Source organism: Pantoea sp. PNT03, assembly GCF_014852515.1.
GTDB lineage: Bacteria > Pseudomonadota > Gammaproteobacteria > Enterobacterales > Enterobacteriaceae > Pantoea > Pantoea leporis.
This window is the reverse complement of sequence record NZ_JACVBT010000003.1, coordinates 329,655-350,726: the sequence shown is the minus strand read 5'-3', so window position 1 is coordinate 350,726 and position 21,072 is coordinate 329,655. Positions and strand designations below refer to the sequence as shown.

At 58.3% G+C, this 21,072-nt stretch carries 16 protein-coding genes; 7 read left to right on the top strand and 9 right to left on the bottom strand.

Features of this window, described 5'->3' with window-relative positions; translation table 11 throughout:
* Positions 1–10: 10 nt before the first annotated feature.
* Together IB226_RS13355 and IB226_RS13350 are read right to left on the bottom strand one after the other, a co-directional pair.
* Positions 11–1,627, bottom strand: coding sequence for a (2,3-dihydroxybenzoyl)adenylate synthase (locus IB226_RS13355; protein WP_192235876.1), 1,617 nt, complete (start codon positions 1,625–1,627; stop codon positions 11–13).
* 10 nt (positions 1,628–1,637) lie between these two features.
* The gene (locus IB226_RS13350; RefSeq protein WP_137385051.1) at positions 1,638–2,819 is read right to left on the bottom strand and encodes an isochorismate synthase; all 1,182 of its coding nucleotides are present in this window, start codon (positions 2,817–2,819) and stop codon (positions 1,638–1,640) included.
* Between the two features lie 176 nt (positions 2,820–2,995).
* Between IB226_RS13350 and fepB the strand changes: the two genes are divergently transcribed.
* The gene (gene fepB, locus IB226_RS13345; RefSeq protein WP_192235874.1) at positions 2,996–3,961 is read left to right on the top strand and encodes a Fe2+-enterobactin ABC transporter substrate-binding protein; all 966 of its coding nucleotides are present in this window, start codon (positions 2,996–2,998) and stop codon (positions 3,959–3,961) included.
* Here the strand turns inward: fepB and entS are convergent.
* The gene (gene entS, locus IB226_RS13340; protein WP_192235872.1) at positions 3,956–5,206 is read right to left on the bottom strand and encodes an enterobactin transporter EntS; all 1,251 of its coding nucleotides are present in this window, start codon (positions 5,204–5,206) and stop codon (positions 3,956–3,958) included. The genes fepB and entS overlap by 6 nt on opposite strands.
* Before the next feature lie 141 nt (positions 5,207–5,347).
* On the opposite strand from entS, the gene fepD reads away from it, so the two are divergent.
* The 3 genes from fepD to IB226_RS13325 are packed head-to-tail and all read left to right on the top strand — an operon-like array spanning position 5,348 to position 8,111.
* Positions 5,348–6,337, top strand: a complete 990-nt coding sequence (fepD, locus tag IB226_RS13335) for a Fe(3+)-siderophore ABC transporter permease (protein WP_192235870.1) — start codon at positions 5,348–5,350, stop codon at positions 6,335–6,337.
* Complete coding sequence (gene fepG, locus IB226_RS13330; protein ID WP_192235868.1) at positions 6,334–7,317, top strand: iron-enterobactin ABC transporter permease; 984 nt, start codon at positions 6,334–6,336, stop codon at positions 7,315–7,317. Before fepD ends, fepG begins: the two co-directional genes overlap by 4 nt.
* Positions 7,314–8,111, top strand: a complete 798-nt coding sequence (locus IB226_RS13325; protein ID WP_110868073.1) for an ATP-binding cassette domain-containing protein — start codon at positions 7,314–7,316, stop codon at positions 8,109–8,111. Before fepG ends, IB226_RS13325 begins: the two co-directional genes overlap by 4 nt.
* Positions 8,112–8,286: 175 nt before the next feature.
* On the opposite strand, the gene IB226_RS13320 is transcribed toward IB226_RS13325, so the two are convergent.
* Together IB226_RS13320 and fes are read right to left on the bottom strand one after the other, a co-directional pair.
* Positions 8,287–12,198: an enterobactin synthase subunit F gene (locus IB226_RS13320; RefSeq protein WP_192235866.1), complete on the bottom strand. Its 3,912-nt coding sequence runs from the start codon at positions 12,196–12,198 to the stop codon at positions 8,287–8,289.
* Positions 12,183–13,412: an enterochelin esterase gene (gene fes, locus IB226_RS13315; protein ID WP_192235864.1), complete on the bottom strand. Its 1,230-nt coding sequence runs from the start codon at positions 13,410–13,412 to the stop codon at positions 12,183–12,185. The genes IB226_RS13320 and fes overlap by 16 nt, the downstream gene beginning before the upstream one ends.
* A gap of 259 nt (positions 13,413–13,671) precedes the next feature.
* Between fes and IB226_RS13310 the strand changes: the two genes are divergently transcribed.
* Positions 13,672–15,942: a TonB-dependent siderophore receptor gene (locus tag IB226_RS13310; protein ID WP_110868070.1), complete on the top strand. Its 2,271-nt coding sequence runs from the start codon at positions 13,672–13,674 to the stop codon at positions 15,940–15,942.
* A 6-nt stretch (positions 15,943–15,948) separates the two neighbouring features.
* On the opposite strand, the gene pmrB is transcribed toward IB226_RS13310, so the two are convergent.
* From pmrB to dacB, 3 genes are read right to left on the bottom strand one after another with little or no spacing between them, the layout of a single operon-like run.
* On the bottom strand, positions 15,949–17,010 hold the full coding sequence (pmrB, locus tag IB226_RS13305; RefSeq protein ID WP_101762258.1) for a two-component system sensor histidine kinase PmrB: 1,062 nt from the start codon (positions 17,008–17,010) through the stop codon (positions 15,949–15,951).
* A complete protein-coding gene (gene pmrA / locus IB226_RS13300; RefSeq protein WP_101762257.1) occupies positions 17,007–17,669 on the bottom strand; it encodes a two-component system response regulator PmrA in 663 nt (220 codons plus the stop codon). Before pmrA ends, pmrB begins: the two co-directional genes overlap by 4 nt.
* Positions 17,669–19,102 carry a serine-type D-Ala-D-Ala carboxypeptidase gene (gene dacB, locus IB226_RS13295; RefSeq protein WP_137386837.1) on the bottom strand — a complete coding sequence of 478 codons (1,434 nt, stop codon included), beginning with the start codon at positions 19,100–19,102 and terminating at the stop codon, positions 17,669–17,671. Before dacB ends, pmrA begins: the two co-directional genes overlap by 1 nt.
* A gap of 246 nt (positions 19,103–19,348) precedes the next feature.
* On the opposite strand from dacB, the gene greA reads away from it, so the two are divergent.
* The gene (gene greA / locus IB226_RS13290) at positions 19,349–19,825 is read left to right on the top strand and encodes a transcription elongation factor GreA (protein WP_192235862.1); all 477 of its coding nucleotides are present in this window, start codon (positions 19,349–19,351) and stop codon (positions 19,823–19,825) included.
* Between the two features lie 126 nt (positions 19,826–19,951).
* Here greA and yhbY read toward each other — a convergent pair whose 3' ends face one another.
* Positions 19,952–20,245, bottom strand: a complete 294-nt coding sequence (gene yhbY / locus IB226_RS13285) for a ribosome assembly RNA-binding protein YhbY (protein WP_007886683.1) — start codon at positions 20,243–20,245, stop codon at positions 19,952–19,954.
* Positions 20,246–20,370: 125 nt separating this feature from the next.
* On the opposite strand from yhbY, the gene rlmE reads away from it, so the two are divergent.
* Positions 20,371–21,000, top strand: a complete 630-nt coding sequence (gene rlmE / locus IB226_RS13280; protein ID WP_007886684.1) for a 23S rRNA (uridine(2552)-2'-O)-methyltransferase RlmE — start codon at positions 20,371–20,373, stop codon at positions 20,998–21,000.
* Positions 21,001–21,072: the final 72 nt, after the last annotated feature.

The following is a 21,072-nucleotide window of genomic DNA, read 5'->3' as shown; positions in this document are numbered from 1 at the left end:
CCGGAACAGGTCAGGCTTGCGCTTGTTGGTCGGCAAGCTGTTGGCGTAAACGTTTTTTATCCACCTTGCCGACAGGCGTCAGCGGCAGGGCATCGACGCAGGTAATACGGTCAGGTAATTTGAACTCGGCCACGCCCAGTTCTCGCAGGTGACGACGCAACGCCACCGCTTTGATCGGTTGGCTGGCAACGATAAAGGCGCAGCTCTTTTCACCCATCAATTCGTCGTTCATCGACACCAGCGCGGCGTGGATCACATCCGGATGGCGTTGCAGCAAGTTTTCGATCTCTTCCGCGGCGATCTTCTCGCCACCGCGATTGATCTGATCCTTTTCGCGCCCTTGCACGGTGATGTAGCCCTGCGCGTCGATCTCAATCAGATCGCCCGAACAGTAAAACCCGTTGGCGTCGAAGCTGGCGGCGTTATGTTCCGGGCTCTTGTAATAGCCACGGAAGGTGTAGGGGCCGCGCGTCATCAGGCGACCGATGGTGCCGGTTGGCAGCGCGTTGCCGTGCTCGTCAGCGACCCACACTTCGTCATCTTCAGAGATCGGGCGGCCTTGCGTGGTGAGAATGATGTTCTCATCATCGCCAAAGCGCGTGTAGTTCACCAGACCTTCGGCCATGCCGAAAACCTGCTGCAGCTGACAGCCAATTTCACGCTGAATACGTGCCGCAAGGGTTTCGCCCAGCTTGGCGCCGCCCACCTGAATGCGTTGCAGCGAAGCCAGCTGTTTATTACTGCCCCATTCCTGAATCGCCTGTAGCCACAAACTCACCGCCGGCGGCACCAAACCGGTATCGGTGACCTGATGCTTCTCAATCAGCGGGAAGCAGAGCGTGGCGCTGGGATCGGCAGCCAGAATCACCTGACCACCGGCATAAAACACACCGAGCGAACCCGGGGAGCTCATGGCAAAGTTATGCGGCGCGGGCAGGGCGATGAGATAACGCGTATCGGCGGTCACCTGACAAATCTCATCACTGGCGCGAATGCTGTAGTAATAGTCGTTGTGGGTGCGCGGAATCAGCTTCGGCGTGCCGGTGCTGCCGCCGGAGAGCTGGAAAAACGCCACTTCATCAGCGGCGGTTGGTGTGGCGAGGTAATCACCCGCAGCTTCCGCCATCAGCGCTTCCAGCGTATTTTCCGGCTGGTTGTCATTACGCAGAATCACCTGCTGCAGCGAAGGCTGCGCGGCGCACAGCGCGTTGATAAAGCTATCATCAGCAAACAGCGTGTGAGTGCGATCGGCAATCAGCAGTTTAGGTTCGATCTGCGCCGCATAGGCGCTTAGTTCGGTGCGCTGATGGCTGAACAGCGCAAATACTGACGCTACGCCGAGCTTAAACAGCGCAAATGCCGTGACATAAAAATCGGCCACGTTGCCAAGCTGCACCAGCGCAGTATCGCCATTTTGCAGGCCACGACGCTGCAGCGCGGCGGCCAGGTTGCTGCTCAGCACGTCCATTTCGCGATAGCTGATCTGACGATCGCCATCAATCACCGCGATGGCATCATTATGCTGATGACGCGTCAGAATGTCGGTCATCGGCACATCCAGCCAGTAACCTTTTTCGCGATAGCGCGCAGCCAGGTCGTCCGGCCAGCGAGTATAGGGAATGCTCATGTTCTTTCCTTTATTGCAGTCCAAAGGCGCGCAACATGGTGTCCAGCTTCACGCCGGTTTCACGCCATTCTGATTCGGGTTGTGAGTCGGCCACGATGCCCGCACCGGCAAACAGGCGCACCCGCGTGCCATGCACGGTGCCGCAGCGGATGGTGACCACCCATTCGCCATTGCCCTGGCTATCGCACCAGCCGACGATGCCGCCAAACAGTTGGCGATCAAAAGGTTCCAGCTGCTGAATAAGCTGCTGCGCGCGCTGATGGGGGAAACCGCTCAACGCAGGCGTCGGGTGCAGCAGGCAGGCCAGCGACAGCGCATTTTCGCGCTCATCCTGCACTTCGCCGTCGATTTGCGTGGCGAGATGCCACAGCGTGGCGGTGGTAATCAGCGACGGAATGGTCGGCACCGACAGCAAACGGCTGCGCGGCTGCAAGGTGTCGCGCATCGCGTCGGTCACCAGTTTGTGCTCATGACGATCTTTGCCGGAATCCATCAGCGTATCGCCAGCGGCACGATCCTGCTGGGCATCGTCGTGATTGCGCCGCGCTGAGCCCGCCAGCGGACAAGAGCTAAAATCGCGCCCCTGTTTGCGCAGCATCAGCTCCGGACTGGCACCAATCAGCGCACCGCCTTGCGGCAGCGGCAGATGGAAATGGTAGCTGTTGGGGTTCTGCGCAATCACGCGCTGCATCAGCGCTGCGGTATCAACCGGCTGTTCGGTAACGATATCCATCAGACGCGACAGCACCACTTTATCCAGATCGCCGCGCTGCGTGGCCGCCACCGCATCTGCCACCATCGTGGTAAACACATCGTGATCCGGCACTGCGGTGCGACGTCGCACCTGCGGCAGATCGCTGACGTTTTCCGGCAACGCGTTTTGCAGGTCAGCGCGATTAAACGTCTGATAGGATTCAGGAATAAACAGCGCGGCGGGCTGGCTGACGTCAAACGGGATCGCCCCGACCAGAATCGGATTGTCGATGCCCTGTTTTTTCGCCGCGGCAAAATGCTGACGTAACTGTTGTTGGAAATCACCGTCCAGCGACGCGGCGTCATCTACCGGCGCGGTAACGGTGGTATAGCATCCTTGCGTTGCCAAACTACGCCACGGCGAGGTAAAGAGGAAACCACGGCTTAGCGCGGAATAATCCTTCAGCCAGGCATTTTCAAACGTGGAAGATTCCACCATAATTTTCACCTATAAATGATAAGATTATTAAGAATGATTATCATTTTTATTATGGGCCTGTAACCTACGTCGATTGGGCAAAAGTGTCAATCCATTCGCGGGATTTCAGCTGCGTTTAGCCGTAATCAGGCGCTGACGCTCAGCAGGGCAATATGCTAAAAAGTGGACCAAAACTTATGAATAAATGCGGTTTTTGGGGCATTGCAGCCCTTATAGGTGTTTTCCAGATTTTCACTAGCGTCGCTCATGCGGAACAGGGTTGGCCGCGCACCGTTCAGGGTGCCAACGGATCGATTACGCTCAATCACGCGCCGCAGCGCATTGTCTCGACCAGCGTCACGCTGACCGGATCGCTGCTGGCCATTGATGCGCCGGTGATTGCTTCCGGCGCGACTGCGCCGAACAGTCGCCTGGCCGACGATCAGGGCTTCTTCCGCCAGTGGAGCGACGTTGCTAAAAAGCAGCATCTTCAACGCCTGTACATCGGTGAGCCGAATGCCGAAGCGGTTGCCGCGCAAGCGCCGGATCTGATTATCGTCAGCGCCACCGGCAACGATTCTGCCATCAAGCTCGCCGAACAGTTTTCGGCTATTGCACCGACGCTGGTGGTCAATTACGACGACAAAAGCTGGCAGGATGTCGTCACGCAGTTAGGCCAGGCGACCGGGCATGAAGCGCAGGCGGCGCAACGTATTAAAGCTTTCGACGATCGTGAAGCGGCGCTGAAAAAAGCCATCACGCTGCCACCGCAGCCGGTCTCCGCCATGGTATGGAACGGCGGCGGACGCGCAGTCAATGTGTGGACCGCGGCTTCGGCGCAGGGCAAGCTGCTGGAACAACTTGGCTTCACCCTGGCAACGCCACCGGCGACGGTTGAGCAGGGACACAGCATGGGACAGCGCAAAGACATCATTCAGCTGTCGGGCGAAAACGTTGCCAGCGGCCTGACCGGTAAAACCTTCCTGCTGTTCGCCGCTGACGATAAAACCACGCAATCGGTGATGAGCAATCCGTTCCTTGCGCAAAACGCGGCGGTGCAGGGCAAGCAGGTTTACGAGCTGGGCGTCGATTCCTTCCGTCTTGATTACTACAGCGCCAGCAATCTGCTGGCGCGCCTGGAGAAGCTGTTCGTTAAATCATGATGCCTGTTCCGTCAGCTCCGGTGCTGGCGGATGGTAACGACGTAAACGGCCCATCACCCACCACATCACGATGCCGAGCAGCGCCGCCGTAAAGCCAAATACCGCGGCGGCCTGCGGTGGCAGCAACCATGAACCCATCGCACCAATCACCGCCGCACCAATCGCATCGCCGGTCACGTTCTGCGCGGTCCACAAGCCGTTGATGCGGCCTAACAGATGATCTGGCGTTAATGCCTGAATCATCGCGTACTGCACCAGGCTGTTGATGGCGCTGAAGTAACCGAAAGCGACTAAGCAGGCCAACGCCAACGGCAGGTTCGGCATCAGGCTAAACAAACCCAGCGCGACAAACGCTGCAATCGCACTGCCGAGCACCAGCTGTCCGGGACGCGCGGCGTGTTTCAGTTTACCGCTGGTGAACGCGCCGATAGCTGCGCCGAGCGGCACGGCGGCATACATCAGGCCAAGCTGGTCAGCGCTCACAGACCAATGCGGCGCGAGCGACGGATAGAGCACGCGCACCGCGCTGGCCAGCGTGACTAATGCGCCAATCAGCGCCACCATGCCGACAATCGGACTGGCGAAAAGAAACTGCACGCCAGCCGCGAGGGATTTCAGCGGATGTTCACGCGGTTGTGGCGGCGGCGGCAAAGTGGGCAATTTCAGCAGCGTTAACACGGTAAGTAAGGTGCCAAAGGCAGCGAGTGCGTAGTTCCACGTCACGCCGCCGTGAGCAATCACCAGACCGGCAATCGCGGGCGATAAAATGGAGCCGAAGCGCACCGTCAACATGGTGATAGCGCCCGCCTGCATAATGTTTTCCCTACCGACCAGCGCGGGCGTCGCCGCCAGCAGCGCGGTGACGCCAATCGCGCCGAAAAAGCCATCCCAGAAACCCAGCAGATAAACCGCGATCAGAGAGGGTTCTGGCAGCGCGGCGTTAATGGCCAGCGCGATAAAACCTAAGCCGCAGGTGGACCGGGCAAACAAAATCAGCTTTTTGCGTTCATGGCGATCCGCCAAAACGCCGCCGGTGAGCAGGCCGATAAACATGCCGGCAGCGGCCAGCGTCACCGCCAAGCCCACCAGCAGCGGTGAATGGGTCATGTGCTGAATCTGCACCGGCACCGCCACAGCGAGCATGCCGAGCGCGACAATCGAGATAAAACGCGCGATAAACACCGCGCGAAAAGCCGGGTGAGTTTTCAGCAGCGAGAGATCGATAAAGTGGGAAGATTTGTTCATGTGTTCGCCTTATTGCACCAATTTTCCTCATCGTCCGCGAGGCGAGTCATGGTAACATAGCTAAACGCGAGTAATAACGATAACCATTATCAAGTTACATCGCGCATGCGACGACGTTGAACAGTGAAGGTTTAGAACGCTATGCGCCAGATTCGTGCATTAGCAGGCTCAGGGATTCTGCTCTTGCTCCTCATTGCGCTCAGCTTAATGCTGGGGGCAAAATCAATACCGCTTCCCGATGTTTATCATTCGCTTACCACCTCCTGTCACAGCGCGGAGTGCGTCATCGTGCGTGACGCGCGCCTGCCGCGTACGCTGGCCGGTTTGCTGGCGGGCGTGGCGCTCGGCCTCGCTGGTGCGTTGATGCAGAGCCTGACGCGCAATCCGCTGGCCGATCCCGGCATTCTTGGCGTCAACGCCGGAGCAGGTTTCGCGGTGGTAATTGGCATTGCGCTGTTCGGTGCTGACTCGCCGGTGGATTGGCTCGGCTTCGCCTTTGGCGGCGCGCTGCTGGCGTCCGTGCTGGTGGCGATGACCGGCGCGATTGGCGGCGGGCGCGTCAATCCGGTGCGTCTGACGCTGGCCGGCGTGGCGCTGGGCGCGGTGCTGGAAGGATTAACTTCTGGCCTGTCGCTGCTCAATCCCGACATCTACGATCATCTGCGCTTCTGGCACAGCGGCTCGCTGGATATTCGCAATTTCACTACGCTGCGCACGCTGTTCCCAGCAGTGCTGATCGGCAGTGTGGTCGCCATTGCGCTATCGCAGGCGCTGAACAGTTTGAGTATGGGTGGCGACATGGCGACCGCGCTCGGTACGCGGGTGGCGCGCACCCAACTGCTGGGCCTGCTGGCGATTGCGCTGCTGTGCGGCGCAGCCACGGCGGCGGTGGGCCCGATTGCGTTTGTCGGTTTGATGACGCCGCACTTTGCCCGCTGGCTGGTGGGCAACGATCACCGCTGGATGCTGCCTGCGACCGCGCTGATCACGCCGATTTTGCTGCTCGCCGCCGATATCCTTGGCCGCCTGCTGGTGGCGGGCGAGCTGCGGGTTTCCATCGTCACGGCGATGCTCGGTGCGCCGATGCTGATTGTGCTGGTGCGCCGTAAATTGGGCCGGGGTGCACTATGACGCGTCGTGTCGGGTTACATACGCTTTGGCTGCTGTGCGCCTGCGCTCTGCTGGCTTATCTGGCGATGACGCGCGGTGCATTGCAGATCAGCGGTGATCAAATCTGGCAAATTCTGCTCGGGCAGGGCGCCAGCAACGTCAAACTGATCGTGCTGGAATGGCGCTTGCCGCGCGTGCTAATGGCGCTGCTGATTGGTGCGGCGTTAGGCATCAGCGGCGCGATTTTCCAGTCGCTGCTGCGTAATCCGCTTGGCAGCCCGGACATTCTCGGTTTCAACACCGGCGCTTACAGCGGCGTGCTGGTGGCGCTGGTGCTGTTTAATCAAAGCGTCACGGCGATGACCGGCGCAGCGTTGATTGGCGGCATCGCCACGGCGGCGCTGGTCTATCTGTTTGCCTGGCGCAACGGCGTAGAGACCTTCCGGCTGATTATCGTCGGCATCAGCGTGCGCGCGCTGCTGATGGCGTTGAATTCCTGGCTGATTATCAACGCCTCGCTGGAGTCGGCGCTGAGTGCGGGTTTGTGGAGCGCCGGATCGCTCAACGGCATTACCTGGGCAAAAACGCCGCCGGTGATTGCGGTGCTGCTGCTGGCGTTACTGTTGATGGCGCTGCTGGCGCGGCGGATGCGTTTGCTGGAGATGGGCGACGATACCGCCTGCGCGCTTGGCGTGCCTGTGGAGCGCAGCCGCATGTGGCTGATGCTGATTGGCGTGGTGCTCACGGCGGCGTCAACCGCGCTGGTCGGGCCGATTTCGTTTGTCGCGCTGCTGGCGCCGCAGATTGCCCGTCGTCTCGGCGGCGGCGTTAAAGGTGCCTTGCCGCTGGCGGCGCTGTGCGGCGCGCTGTTGCTGATTGCCGCAGACTTCGCCGCGCAGCATCTGTTCCTGCCTTATCAATTACCGGTTGGCGTGATAACCGTCATTCTCGGTGGACTTTATCTGATCGCTTTACTGGTGCGGGAGGCGCGACGCCAATGACCGATATCCCTTCACGTCTGCGCGGCGATAGCCTAACGCTGGGCTATGACAAAAAGGTGGTGGCAGAGAATCTGTCAGTGACGATTCCGCAAGGTGAGCTGACGGTGATTATCGGCCCTAACGCCTGCGGAAAATCGACGCTGCTGCGCACGTTGAGTCGCTTGCATACGCCGTTAAAAGGTGAGGTGTTGCTGGATGGCGCGGCCATTGCCAGCTATCCCACCAAAGAAGTGGCGAGGCGTTTGGGTTTGCTGCCGCAAAGTTCCAACGCGCCGGCGGGCATCAGCGTCACCGAGCTGGTGGCGCGCGGACGTTATCCGCATCAGGCGCTGTTTGGTCGCTGGCGTGCGGAAGATGAAGCGGCGGTGCAGAACGCGATGCGCGCCACCGGCGTGGCCGATTTGGCCCAGCAGTCGGTGGATACGTTATCGGGCGGTCAGCGTCAGCGCGTGTGGATTGCCATGGTGCTGGCGCAGGAAACGCCGCTGCTGCTGCTGGACGAACCGACCACCTGGCTGGATATCACCCATCAAATTGAGCTGCTGGAATTGATGCAGGAGCTGAATCAACAGCATGGGCGAACGCTGGTGGTGGTGCTGCACGATCTCAATCACGCTTGTCGCTATGCCACGCATTTGATTGCGATGCGTGACGGCAGGATTGTCGCCGAAGGGAAGCCGTCGGAGATCGTGACGCCCGCGTTGATCGAGCAGGTGTATGGCTTGCGCTGCGTGATTGTGGACGATCCGGTGGCGCATACGCCGATGATTGTGCCGCTGGGGCGCGGGGGATAATTAAACACGGTGCGCGCGGGCCCTCATCCCAGCCTTCTCCCGCTTGCGGGAGAAGGGGCCGACCCAGCTTGTATGTTACACCCGTTACCACACCTAAACATTCCCTCTCCCGTCAGCGGCTCCTGATTGTTCCCTCTCCCGCTTGCGGGAGAGGGTTAGGGTGAGGGAAAGATCGCTATCCCAACAACCGCTGCAACAACGGGCCAATCTGCTCAAACATCTGCGGTGAAATGATCTCCACGTGGGCGCAATCCATCGGCCACACTTCCAGTTCACCAACATACGGTGTCCAGGCGCGGCGCGCATCTTGTCCTGGCTGCTGCGTCTGTTCGGCGAGGAACAGCGTGGCGCGACCGTTGAAACGCGCGCTGCGTGCGGTCGCCAGCAGGCGCACCGAACTGGCGTAGTTGGCCTCGATGGTGTCGAACATCGCGCGCATCTCTTCACCGGCCTGATGGCGCTGCGCGGCGATAAACTGCTCGCGCTCGCGGTTCACCTCTTCCAGCACCGCCGGATCCAGCACGTTCTCGCCGCGTTTCTCATCCCAGTTTTGCGTTTCTGGTGGCCAGGTATCCAGCAGGCCGAGGAACGCCACCTCTTCACCGGCCGCTTCCAGCCGTGCCGCGATGCCCTGCGCCAGGGTTCCGCCAAGCGAATAGCCGAGGAAATAGTAAGGTCCGTGCGGCTGCACGTCGCGCAGGGTTTGCAGATGGGCGTCGCACACGTCATCCAGATGCGCGCTTTGGTTCAGCGGGCTGCTGATATCCGGCGACTGAATGCCGACCAGCGACCAGCGCGCATCGAGATAACGCTGCAGGATGCTGAACTGCCAGGCAAACCCCGACGCCGGATGGAAGCAGAACAGCGTTGGTCCGTTGCCCTGACGCAGCGGCAGCACCGCTTCGAAACCGGCTTGCTGATGTGACTGCGTATCACTGAGCAGCGTTGCCAGCTTCTCCACAGTGGAGGCCACCATGATTTGTCCCACCGACACCGGCTGTTGCAGCTCACGGCGCAGCTGCGCCGCTAAGCGCATCGCCAGCAGCGAATGGCCGCCGAGGGAGAAAAAGTCATCCTGCGCGCTGATTTCCTCGCGCGCCAGCAGCTGACAGAAAGCATTAGCTAAGGTGGTTTCCAGCCCAGCGTGCGGTGCACGTCCCGCACTGACGCCGGCGGATGCGGGCAACGGCAGCGCTTTGCGATCCAGCTTGCCATTGCTGCTGAGCGGGAAGGCATCGAGCTGCACAATAGCTACCGGCACCATATGCGCGGGCAAGCGTTGCGCCAGCGCCTGACGCAGCGCGTCGCGATCAACCGGCTGCCCGGCAATCACGTAACCGACCAGCTGACGCGCATCACCTTGCGCTGCCGTGCCGCCAAGCACCACCGCGTGTGTGACCGCCTGCTCAATGCCGGGCTGCGCGCTGAGCACATGATCGATCTCATTCAGTTCGATACGCTGACCGCGAATCTTCAGCTGATCGTCGCTGCGACCGAGATATTCCACCGCACCGTTATCCAGCCAGCGCGCCACGTCGCCGGTGAGATACATGCGCTCGCCGGGCATGAAAGGATCGGCGATAAAGCGGCTGGCAGTAAGATCGGGACGGCCGAGATAGCCATGCGCCAGCTGCACGCCGGTTAAGTAGAGATCGCCCGCCACGCCCGGCGGCACCGGCTGCATGCGGGCATCAAGGATGCGCAGGCCGGTATTCCACACCGGGAAACCAATCGGCACGCTGGCACCTTCGACGGCGGCCAGGGCAGCACCAAACGCCGGATACCAGCTGACATCCACCGCCGCTTCGGTTGGGCCATACAGATTGTGCAGCGGCACGCGCGTCAGTTTTTCCCACTCGCGCGATAAATCCGTCGGCAGCGCTTCACCGCTGCAGAACACGTTACGCAGGCTGGCGCAGCAGGCAATTGCCGGTTGATCATCCAGCGCCGCGACAAAGGCCGCCAGCATTGAGGGGACGAAATGCGTGGTGGTGACTTGGTAGCGGGCAAACAGCTGCTGCAGCGCTTCCGGGTCGCGATGGGCTTCTGGCGGTGCCATCACCAACTGCGCACCGACCAGCAGCGGCCAGAAGAATTCCCACACCGAAACGTCGAAGCTGCTCGGCGTTTTTTGCAGCACCACGTCATCGGCTTGCAGCGGATAGCGATCCTGCATCCACAACAGGCGATTGACGATGGCTTCATGCCCCACCAGCACGCCTTTAGGGCGACCGGTCGAACCTGAGGTGTAAATGATGTAGGCACCATCCTGCGGCGTCGGCGCGCTGGCCGGCTGCGGTGCATGGGCATTGTGATACAGCACATCAAAATGCAGTTGATTGACCGACGCGATGGCGCTGAAACGTGCGCTGAGCGCTGCGCAGGTGATCAGCGTTTTTGGCGCGGCGTCTTCCAGCATCAGCTGTAAGCGGTCATCCGGATAACCCGTATCGAGCGGCAAATAGGCAGCGCCGAGCGAAACAATCGCCTGTAGCGCCAGGGATAGCTGCACTGAACGCGGCAGCGCCACGGCGACAATATCGCCACGCTGCACGCCGGCGGCGCTGAGATCGGCGGCCAGCGCAAACACCTGCTGTTGCATCGAGCGATAGCTAAGCTGATGCTGCGCATCGGCCAGCGCCGGTGCATCGGGGGTGCGTGCCGCCTGCTGCGCTAACAGTGACGCCAGCGTTTCTGCTGGCAGCGGATAGGCGGTTTGGTTGATTGCGGCAATCTGCGCATGCTCTTCGGCAGTGAGCAGATCGAGTTCGCCGCACGGCTGCTGCGGCTGTTGCGCCAGCTGATCGAGCAGCAGGGCAAAGCGGCTGGCATGACGCTGCAAAGTTTGTTCGCTGTAGCGTTCGGCATTGGCCAGCAGCTCCAGCGTCAGTTCACCGTGCTCGCTGATGTAAATGGCGATCTCCAGATCGCGCACCGGCCCGGACGCCAGTTGATGGGTGATGCCTTCCACGCCAGCGAAATCGAGCTGGTAGTCAAACATCTTCAGGTTGATCACCGGACCGTACAGCGGATCGCCATCGCCGAGGCGGCCGAGATCGCGCTGCACCTGTTCGGCGTCATAGCGCTGATGACGACGCATCTTTTTCACTTCACCCGCCAGCTGCGCGGCGAGCGCGCCGATCGGCTGCACGGGATCGTAATGGATTGCCATCGGCAATACGTTGATCACCGGACCGGTGGCGCACAAGGCGGCCGAGCCGATGCGGCGCATAAAGATGAAGCCAGCGGCAAAGTCGTTTTGCCCGCTGAGACGCGCCAGCCACAGCGCCACCAGCGCAAAGGCGAGATCGGCCGCGCTAGCGTGCGGTTGCTGCTGCACCAGCGTCTGGAAGGTGCTGCGATCCAGCGTAACGCTATGGCGCAGCAGATCGGTGCTGGCGTGTTGACCGGCGAGCGGCAGTGGCGAGAGCGAAGCCGGTGAGGGCAGCGCCGACCCTTTTTCGCGCCAGAACTGGCTGTCACGTGCAAAAGATGAGGATTCGCGGTAGCGCTGATACTCGTCCACCACTTCGCTAAACGGAATAAACGGCGTCGGTTCAGCGGCTTGCTGGCGTACGGCCGCGCTGTAGAGATTGGCGATGCGGCGCGTCAGCGCGGTAAAGCTGAAGCCATCCACCACCAAATGATGGTAGCGCTGATACCAAAACCAATGCTGATCGTCGAGACGGAACAGGCGGTGATGCCACAGCTTTGCGCCGCTCAATACACGCAGATCGCTATTCATGTCGTCACGCATCAGCGCGCGCGCTTTGGCAGGCGCATCGGCCTCCGCGCGCAAATCGACAATCTGCGGCAGGCTAAAGGCGTGTGGCTGCGGCCACTGCAAGGCTTCGCCTTCCACCTCACCAAAGGCCATATTCAGCGTGTCGGCTTCCTGCATGCCCGCAACGATCGCCTGCGCCAACAGGGCGCTATCAATCTCACCACGCAGTTCGACAAAGTGCGCCACCGCGTAAGCGTTGTGGTGAGGTGACAGCTGATCGGCAATCCAGATGCCGGGCTGTGCCGCGACTAACGGCAAGGTTTGTTGGTCGGTCATAGGCTTATTCATCAGGGATTCGGACATGGATGCTCCGGTTTGCTCCACAGCGCTTGCAGGCCATTCAGCAGGCCGCCGCGCCAACAGAGCGCGTCATGGCCGCCTTCCACCGGCAGGTAATTCACCTGATAGCCGGCAGCGCTAAGCTGCTGTTTAAGTTGTTGATTAGCTTGCAGAATCAAGCCTTCGCGTTTGCCCGCTTCGAGCCAGAAACGCAGCGGTTGACGCGGTGCAAGACCGTTATCCAGCGCCTGCAGCAGCCAGCCGTGCGGATTGCCGCGTTCCGGCCACCAGAAGGAGCCCGATAAGCTGAGCGCGTTGCCAAAGGTTTCCGGCCAGTGCAGCGCGGCAAACACCGACGCCAGGCCGCCAAAGCTTTGTCCGGCGACGATGGTACTGTGCGCCTGCTGGCGATAAGGCGTTGATTGTGCAACTTGCGGTAACAGTTCTTGCTGAATGGCTTGCCAAAACTGCGCGTTACACGGCAGCTCGCGGCTGCGGTGTTCGCGGTCAATGATGTCGATAAACAGATACACCGCTGGCGGCAAAGAACCGGCATCAGTGAGCTGCTGCAGCGGTCCGGCAATCGGCATGCTGTGCGCCCAGAATTGCCCGTCAAGCATGATGGCCAGCGGACGCTGTGCGGGATTGGCTGCGCCGGTGGTGTAAATCCACACCTTGCGGCTGTTGCCTAATAGCGCGCTATCCCATTGCTGCTGTTGCAGTTCAATGGTTGGCGCTGTGCCGTTATCCACCGCTTGCCACAGCTGTTGATCGGGCGCGTGAGGCAGATGCAGCGGCGAGACGCCCATGCCGCGACCACCGGACCAGCCACGTAAGCTGTTCAAAGGATCGGCCTGCGCCGTCGGGAATTTGTCGCGCCACCAGTTGCGCAGCGTGGACATGTCGGCAACGCCAGTGAAGTCCGTGGCCTGTTCATCGGGCATCAAACAGTAACTGCCGCGCCAGTTGGCGGGCAGCGAGGTCTGCCAATACCAGACGTTGGTGCCCGCCACACGCATTAACGACTGCGGCGGGCGGCGCTGGTGGTGATCGGTCACGCCGGTAATGTTAATCCACACGCGCTGGGTCGACGATTGCGTCTCGTCGCCTTGCGGATCACGCCAGAAGAAGGTGACCTGACATTGGCCATCGTCTGCTAACTCAATGCGGGGAATGCCTTGGGATTGTTGCGCCTGCCACCAGGCTGCACTGCCGGTTACATCATTTCGCCAGGTCATAGGGCTGCCAGTCGGTGTTTACGCGGAGATTTACATAAGCCTGATGAATAATACTATTGATAATAATTTGCATTTGCAATAGGGTGACTGCGCTCAAAAATGAGCACGCCTGTTCCGCCAGAGGCTTACCGTTCGGTAAGGTTGCGCTACGGATGGTTTGAAGGGTCTGGAACTGGGCGCGATATGGACAGGGATCTTCTCACCGGCTCGCCAGTTAAGCATCCAACGGCTTTTTGCTGGCCATCCAGGAACGTATAAAATGAAAAATTACTCACGGTTATCGTTAGCCATTCTGATTGAACTGGGGCTCAGCGCCTCACTGCTTTCCAGCAGCGCCTGGGCAGCAGAGACTTCCTCCAGCAAAACCTCAGCCAGCACGACTGACGCACAATCAATGGACGGCGGCACTTTGATGGTCACCGCGCAGCAGCAGAACCTGCAAGCGCCGGGCGTCTCAACCATTACCGCCGACGAAATCAAAAAACATCCGCCCGCGCGTGATGTGTCCGAAATTATCCGTACCATGCCCGGCGTTAACCTGACCGGCAACTCCACCAGCGGCCAGCGCGGAAACAATCGCCAGATCGATATTCGTGGTATGGGCCCGGAAAACACCTTGATCATGGTGGACGGCATGCCGATCACCAGCCGCAACTCGGTGCGCCTTGGCTGGCGCGGCGAGCGTGATACGCGTGGCGACACCAACTGGGTGCCGCCGGAGATGATCGATCACATCGACGTGATTCGCGGACCTGCTGCGGTGCGTTACGGTAACGGCGCGGCGGGCGGTGTGGTGAATATCATCACTAAAAAACAGACCGATCAGCAATGGCACGGTTCCTGGAACACCTATTACAACGTGCCGGAACATAAAGCGGAAGGCGCCACTAAGCGCACTAACTTCAGTCTGGAAGGGCCGCTGGGCGATGATTTCAACTTCCGTTTGTACGGTGGTTTAGCCAAAACCCAGGCCGATGCCTATGACATCAACGAAGGGCATGCGGCGGCGCGCACTGGCAGCTATGCGGGCAGCTATCCGGCCGGTCGTGAAGGTTCGGTTAATAAAGATATTAATGCTTTGCTGAGCTGGGCGTTTGCACCGATGCAGACGCTGGAGCTGCAGGCCGGTTACAGCCGTCAGGGCAACCTGTATGCGGGTGATACGCAGAACACCAACACCAGCGCGCTGGTGAAAAGCCTGTACGGTGATGAAACTAACCGCCTGTATCGCCAGAACGTCTCATTAAAATGGACCGGCGCATGGGATAACGGCGTCAGCACCAATACCTACGCGCGCTATGAGAAAACCCGCAACTCGCGTATCAATGAAGGTTTGGCCGGCGGCACCGAAGGCATCTTCTCTAACAGCGGTTTCAACACCATTCAGCTGGATGACGTGCTGCTGCATAGCGAAGTCAGCATTCCGTTTGAGCTGCTGTTTAACCAAACGGCGACGCTGGGTACCGAATGGAACCAGCAGCGCATGAAGGATGGCTCTTCCAACACGCAGGCGGCGAGCTACGGTGCGGTGCCGGGCATCGATAACACCGGTCGCAGCCCGTATTCCCAGGCAGAGATTTTCTCGCTGTTTGCGGAAGACAACATGGAGCTGACCGACAGCACCATGCTGACGCCAAGCCTGCGTTTTGATCATCACTCGATTGTTGGCAATAACTGGAGCCCGTCGCTCAACCTGTCACAAGGTTTGGGCGATGACTTCACGCTGAAGATGGGGATTGGTCGCGCCTATAAAGCGCCGAGCCTGTATCAGACCAACCCGAACTACTTGTTGTACAGCAACGGTCAGGGTTGTGCGGCCAGCACCGGCGCCTGTTATCTGCAGGGTAACAGCGACCTGAAAGCGGAAAACAGCATCAACAAAGAGATTGGTCTGGAGTGGAAACACGAAGGTTATCAGGCCGGTTTAACCTGGTTCCGCAACGATTATCGCAACAAGATCGAAGCCGGTTACTCGCCTGTGAGCAAAGCATCCAATGGCACCACGGATATTTATAAGTGGGAAAACGTACCGAAAGCGGTGGTGGAAGGGCTGGAAGGCACCGTCAACGTGCCGTTCTCCGACAGCGTGATGTGGAATAACAACTTCACCTATATGCTGCAGAGTAAGAACAAAGAGACCGGCGATCGTTTATCGGTGATTCCGGAATACACGCTGAATTCGACGCTGAGCTGGCAGGCGACGCAGGATCTGTCGCTGCAAACCACGCTGACCTGGTACGGCACGCAGACGCCGAAGAAGTATGATTACAAAGGGAATCTTTCGACCGGCAGCGCAACGGATAAAGTGAGTCCTTACTCAATTATCGGTATGAGCGGTACCTACGATATCAACAAGTACGCCAGCGTCACGGTGGGCATCGATAACCTGTTCGATAAACGTCACTATCGCGAAGGTAATGCGCAAACCACCGGTAACGCCAACACCAACTCTTATCTGTATGGAGCGGGTGCAAATACCTACAACGAATCTGGTCGTACTTACTTTATGAGCCTGAATACCCACTTCTAACGGCGCTTAGCCAATCAGTTGATGCGGTAAATAGCAGCGGGCAATCAGCCCGCTGCGATCTTCACGGTTCACCAGCTCCAGCCTGCCGCGATGCATCTGCACGATGCGCAGCACGATATTCAAACCCAAACCGCTGCCGCCATAACGCTGATCGCGACGACGAAACGCCTGCGTCAGCTCTTCCGCAGCGGCGGCTTCAATGCCGGGACCCTGATCCCACACTTCGATGATCACCTGCTGCTGGTCCTGCTGCATCTTCACCGCGACTTCGCTGCCTTCCGGGCTGTAGCGCGAGGCGTTTTCCAGCAGATTGCGCAGCATCAGGCGCAGCAGTACCGCTTCACCTTGCTGCGGCACATCGTCGTTCTGCGGCCAGTGCAGGATTTGCTGACGCTGTTGATACAGCTCGGTCATTTCTGGCTCCAGCGGCTGCATGATGTCCTGTTGCCACTGCAACTGCTGATAGTGACCGCCCGCCAGCGCTTGCCCGGCGCGCGATAACATCAACAACTGTTCCACGGTGTGCATCAACTGATCGATACGTTCAATTAGCATCTCGCTCTGCGGCACGTTCTGCTGGTGGAGCAGCTCGAGATGCAGGCGCAATCCGGCCAGCGGCGTGCGCAGCTCGTGCGCCGCATCGGCAGTGAACAGGCGTTCCTGCTGCAACGTGTGATCGAGGCGTGAAAACAGTTGGTTGATCGAGGTGGTTACCGCCACGATCTCATCCATTTCGGAGTAGATCGGCAACGGTGTCAGATTATCCGCTGAACGATGCGCAAGGCTGTCCTGCAGCGATTTCAGCGGACGAATAATCCAGTTAATCGCCCAAAACGACAGCAGCAAGGTGAGGGCGACCATGACTAAGGAAGGCAGCAACAATGAGGCAATGGCTTCACGGATCTCGTTTTCTACCCGATCGTTACGCGCCTGCGCGGAGAGCGTTTCGTTGACTAAAAAACTGATCTGCTCGCGGCTTTCATGCCACAGCCAGATGGCGCTCATCACCTGACAGGTGAGGAGAATCAGCGCCAGCATAATCAATAACCGCTGACGCATGCTGTTCATTCGCGGATTTCCAGACGGTAACCGACGCCGCGCACGGTTTTTATGCGATCTTTCCCGAGCTTGCGACGCAAATTGTGGATGTGAACTTCGAGAGTGTTGGAGCCGGGATCGTCATTCCAGCTGTAGAGATCCTGTTGCAGCGTTTCGCGGTGTACGTTTTGCCCCACGCGCATCAGTAAGCGGGTGAGCAGTGCGAACTCTTTGGGCGTGATCTCCAGCGGCTGATCTTCCAGCAGAACCTGTTGTGAACTGAGATTGAGTGTCAGATCGCCCTGTTGCAGCAGGTTATCGCTGTGGCCCTGATAACGGCGGATGAGCGCCCGCACGCGTGCCTGCAGTTCAACCAATGCAAACGGCTTCACCAGATAATCGTCAGCGCCGGCATCCAGACCATCAACGCGATCCTCCAGCGCATCGCGCGCCGTGAGGATCAGTACCGGCACCGCAATGCCGTCACGTCGCCATTGTCGCAGCAGTGATGCTCCATCGCGATCCGGCAAGCCGAGATCGAGCACGATCAGGCTGTACTGACCGCTACGCAGCAGCGCGTTGCTCTCTGCGGCGGTACTGGCGCAGTCGATGGCGTAGCCTTGCGAGCTTAACGCCTGCGCAAGGCCCGATTGCAACAGCGCATCATCTTCAACGATTAGCAGTTTCATCAGTTGTTCTTGTTGATATCCGTATAGAGGCGGCTCTCAAAACGTACCAGCGGAATGCGGCGCGTTTTCTGATTTTCCGGCGGTACCGCGTAACCGGACAGGAACTGGACAAAGGCGACGCGCGCGCCGCTGGAGGTGGTGATGAATCCTGCCAGATTATAGACGCCCTGCAGCGAACCGGTTTTCGCCGAGACTTTGCCATCCAGCCCTGCTTCATGCAGACCGCCGCGATATTGCAGCGTGCCGTCGTAACCGGCCAGCGGCAGCATCGAAATGTAATTCAGCGTCGAATCATTTTTCGCAATGTATTGCAGCACTTGCATCATGGTCTCTGGCGCGATCAGGTCATGACGCGACAGCCCGGAACCATCAACCTGAATGCTGTTGCCGAGATCGACCCCGGCTTTTTCGCGCAGAATACGACGTACCGCATCTGAACCCGCGCGGAAGGTGCCCGGCACGTTGAAGTAATGATGGCCGATGGTGCGGAACACGGTGTCGGCAATCATGTTGTCCGACTTCTTCAGCATAGTGTGCAGCAGCGTGTGCAGCGGCGCTGATTGCGTTGAAGCCAACACGGTACCCGGCGACGTCACTTGCGCCTGGCGAACCAGATGACCGCTGTAATCAATATCGGCGGCGCGCAGTTCGGCTTTAAGTATCTCACCGGCCCACGCAGCACCATCCTGCACGGCAAAGGCCAGCGGTAGCGGCTCTGAACGTTGACGCATGCAGCCGGTTAAGGTGTAACGATTGAGCTCGCCTGGTACCACATCCAGCTCGCAATATTGTCCGTCACCGCTGTTGCGGCCAATGGTGCGCACCTGACTGAACATGTGGGCCGGATAATAGGAGGCGATACGCACAAAGGCGTTTTCGCCCGGTGTATTGGCGCTATACAGCGACACGGAGAAACAGTTTTTATCGACGATGGCCGCTGCAGGTGGCGCACTGAAGCACTGCGTCAAATCGTTCCACGGCCAGCCTGGCGCCATATCGTGGCTGGCGAACACCGAGGTGTCGATCACCAGATTGCCCTTAATATGGGTGATGCCCTGCTTTTTCAGCGCAGTAACCATGTTGCGCAGATCCTGGCGGCTCAGCGTAGGATCGCCGCCAAATCGTGCCACTAAATCGCCATTCAGGGTGCCATCATTGACCGCTCCTTTGGTTTCCATGGTGGTCTGGAAACGAAAATCGGGCCCGAGCTCTAGTAAAGCCGCCAGCGCTGTCACCACTTTCATGGTGCTGGCCGGTAACGCCATCTGTTTGCCGTGATAATCGATTATCGGGGTGGATGCGCCCACTTTTTGTACCATCAGCGCCAGGTTTGCGCCGTCTGGCAAATACTGCATGTATTCTTCAACGGGAGCTGCTTGTGCCTGCAGCATAAACGCACAGGTTAATCCGGTAACAAGTCGTGAAAATCGCATAATCTCGCGGTAACTGACGGGTGAGGGCGTCAATACTACGTCCCCGGACGGTGCAAAGTAAACGATGACCCACAGTGAACTCTGGGGTAAAATACGTATCAAAATGCAAAACCGAACCTGACCCGGAAAGCTTTCCGGGTCAGGCTTCTTTTGCTTGTGAAAAGAGGTAACGCGCTGCAGAAGCTGTTTTCTGCTGTCACCGGTCAGGATGACGCCGTTAACCAGGATAGATGACGAGGAGCCAAAATGAATCAGATTCCGATGACGTTGAAAGGCGCTGAGAAGCTGCGCGAAGAGCTGAACGAACTGAAAACTGTGAAGCGTCCGCGCATCATCGCCTCCATCGCCACAGCCCGTGAGCACGGCGATTTGAAAGAGAATGCCGAATATCATGCGGCTCGCGAAGAACAGGGTTTCTGCGAGGGGCGTATTCAGGAGATTGAAGCCAAGCTTTCCAATGCGCAAGTCATTGATGTGACTGCCATGCCGAAAACCGGTCGCGTGATTTTTGGCGCTACCGTTACCATTCTTAATGTGGATACGGATGAAAAATTCACCTACCGCATCGTGGGTGACGATGAAGCTGACTTCAAGCAGAACCTGATTTCAGTGAATTCGCCGATGGCGCGTGGATTGGTTGGAAAATCAGCCGACGATGTCGCGATTGTGAAAACCCCAGGCGGGGATGTGGAATATGAAGTCCTGAAGGTGGAATACCTTTAAGACATTGCTACGCTTTGCAATATGTCGCTGCATTTTGTAAAGAAAGGAAAAAGGCCGCATTGCGGCCTTTTATCACATGCAGGAGCGTGGCACTTTCTTTGCCCGTCGCCGCCTTTAAAGGCATGATTAACGCGGAAGAGTAATTTTACGCTCTTTGGCAGGGCGATACAGCACCAGCGTGTTGCCGATTACCTGTACGTTGCCTGCTTTAGTTTCACGCACGATAGCGTCCACGATCAGCTGCTTAGTTTCACGATCTTCCGAGGCAATTTTTACCTTGATCAATTCGTGATGTTCGAGCGCCAGTTCGATTTCGGCAAGCACGCCTTCGGTAAGGCCATTTCCGCCCAGCATGACAACCGGCTTAAGCGGATGGGCAAGGCCTTTCAGGTGCTGTTTTTGTTTGGTACTCAGATTCATCGTATTTTTTGCTTACTCAGGGATTGAAAACGGTTCATTCTACCGCCATCTCGGGTATATCGCCAAATCAACGCAACCATTGCGTGCTGATTTATCGCTACGATGACGATTTAATTGGAAAAATTATGACGGGTAAAAAGCGTTCGGCCAGTTCCAGTCGCTGGCTACAGGAACACTTTAGCGATAAATATGTGCTGCAGGCACAGAAAAAAGGGTTACGTTCGCGTGCCTGGTTTAAACTTGAAGAAATTCAGCAGGGTGACAAGATTTTCAAACCCGGGATGACGGTTGTTGATCTCGGTGCGGCACCCGGCGGCTGGTCGCAATATGTGGTTCAGCTTATCGGATCAAGTGGTCGTATCATCGCCTGCGATCTGTTACCAATGGATCCGATTGTCGGCGTTGATTTTTTGCAGGGCGACTTTCGTGATGAGGCGGTACTTAACGCCTTACTGGAGCGCGTTGGCGACCAAAAGGTGCAGGTGGTGATGTCTGATATGGCACCCAACATGAGCGGTACACCTGCGGTTGATATTCCACGTTCGATGTATTTGGTAGAATTGGCGCTGGAAATGTGTCGGGATATCCTGGCCCCAGGCGGCAGTTTTGTCGTGAAAGTGTTTCAGGGAGATGGCTTCGATGAATACCTGCGGGAAATTCGCTCCCTGTTTACGAAAGTAAAAATTCGTAAGCCGGACGCTTCGCGATTACGTTCGCGCGAAGTGTACATTGTGGCGACGGGGCGCAAACTTTAGCCCGAATTGCCGGAATCAAAGCAAGACGACCAATGCGTTTACTCTGATGTGTAATTCTGAGTTTCAGGGTAA

What these genes read in the sequence shown, in the direction of transcription:
- IB226_RS13355 (WP_192235876.1), bottom strand. Translation starts at nt 1,627, where the DNA reads ATGAGCATTCCCTATACTCGCTGGCCGGACGACCTGGCTGCGCGCTAT.
- IB226_RS13350 (WP_137385051.1), bottom strand. Translation starts at nt 2,819, where the DNA reads ATGGTGGAATCTTCCACGTTTGAAAATGCCTGGCTGAAGGATTATTCC.
- fepB (WP_192235874.1), top strand. Translation starts at nt 2,996, where the DNA reads ATGAATAAATGCGGTTTTTGGGGCATTGCAGCCCTTATAGGTGTTTTC.
- entS (WP_192235872.1), bottom strand. Translation starts at nt 5,206, where the DNA reads ATGAACAAATCTTCCCACTTTATCGATCTCTCGCTGCTGAAAACTCAC.
- fepD (WP_192235870.1), top strand. Translation starts at nt 5,348, where the DNA reads ATGCGCCAGATTCGTGCATTAGCAGGCTCAGGGATTCTGCTCTTGCTC.
- fepG (WP_192235868.1), top strand. Translation starts at nt 6,334, where the DNA reads ATGACGCGTCGTGTCGGGTTACATACGCTTTGGCTGCTGTGCGCCTGC.
- IB226_RS13325 (WP_110868073.1), top strand. Translation starts at nt 7,314, where the DNA reads ATGACCGATATCCCTTCACGTCTGCGCGGCGATAGCCTAACGCTGGGC.
- IB226_RS13320 (WP_192235866.1), bottom strand. Translation starts at nt 12,198, where the DNA reads ATGTCCGAATCCCTGATGAATAAGCCTATGACCGACCAACAAACCTTG.
- fes (WP_192235864.1), bottom strand. Translation starts at nt 13,412, where the DNA reads ATGACCTGGCGAAATGATGTAACCGGCAGTGCAGCCTGGTGGCAGGCG.
- IB226_RS13310 (WP_110868070.1), top strand. Translation starts at nt 13,672, where the DNA reads ATGAAAAATTACTCACGGTTATCGTTAGCCATTCTGATTGAACTGGGG.
- pmrB (WP_101762258.1), bottom strand. Translation starts at nt 17,010, where the DNA reads ATGAACAGCATGCGTCAGCGGTTATTGATTATGCTGGCGCTGATTCTC.
- pmrA (WP_101762257.1), bottom strand. Translation starts at nt 17,669, where the DNA reads ATGAAACTGCTAATCGTTGAAGATGATGCGCTGTTGCAATCGGGCCTT.
- dacB (WP_137386837.1), bottom strand. Translation starts at nt 19,102, where the DNA reads ATGCGATTTTCACGACTTGTTACCGGATTAACCTGTGCGTTTATGCTG.
- greA (WP_192235862.1), top strand. Translation starts at nt 19,349, where the DNA reads ATGAATCAGATTCCGATGACGTTGAAAGGCGCTGAGAAGCTGCGCGAA.
- yhbY (WP_007886683.1), bottom strand. Translation starts at nt 20,245, where the DNA reads ATGAATCTGAGTACCAAACAAAAACAGCACCTGAAAGGCCTTGCCCAT.
- rlmE (WP_007886684.1), top strand. Translation starts at nt 20,371, where the DNA reads ATGACGGGTAAAAAGCGTTCGGCCAGTTCCAGTCGCTGGCTACAGGAA.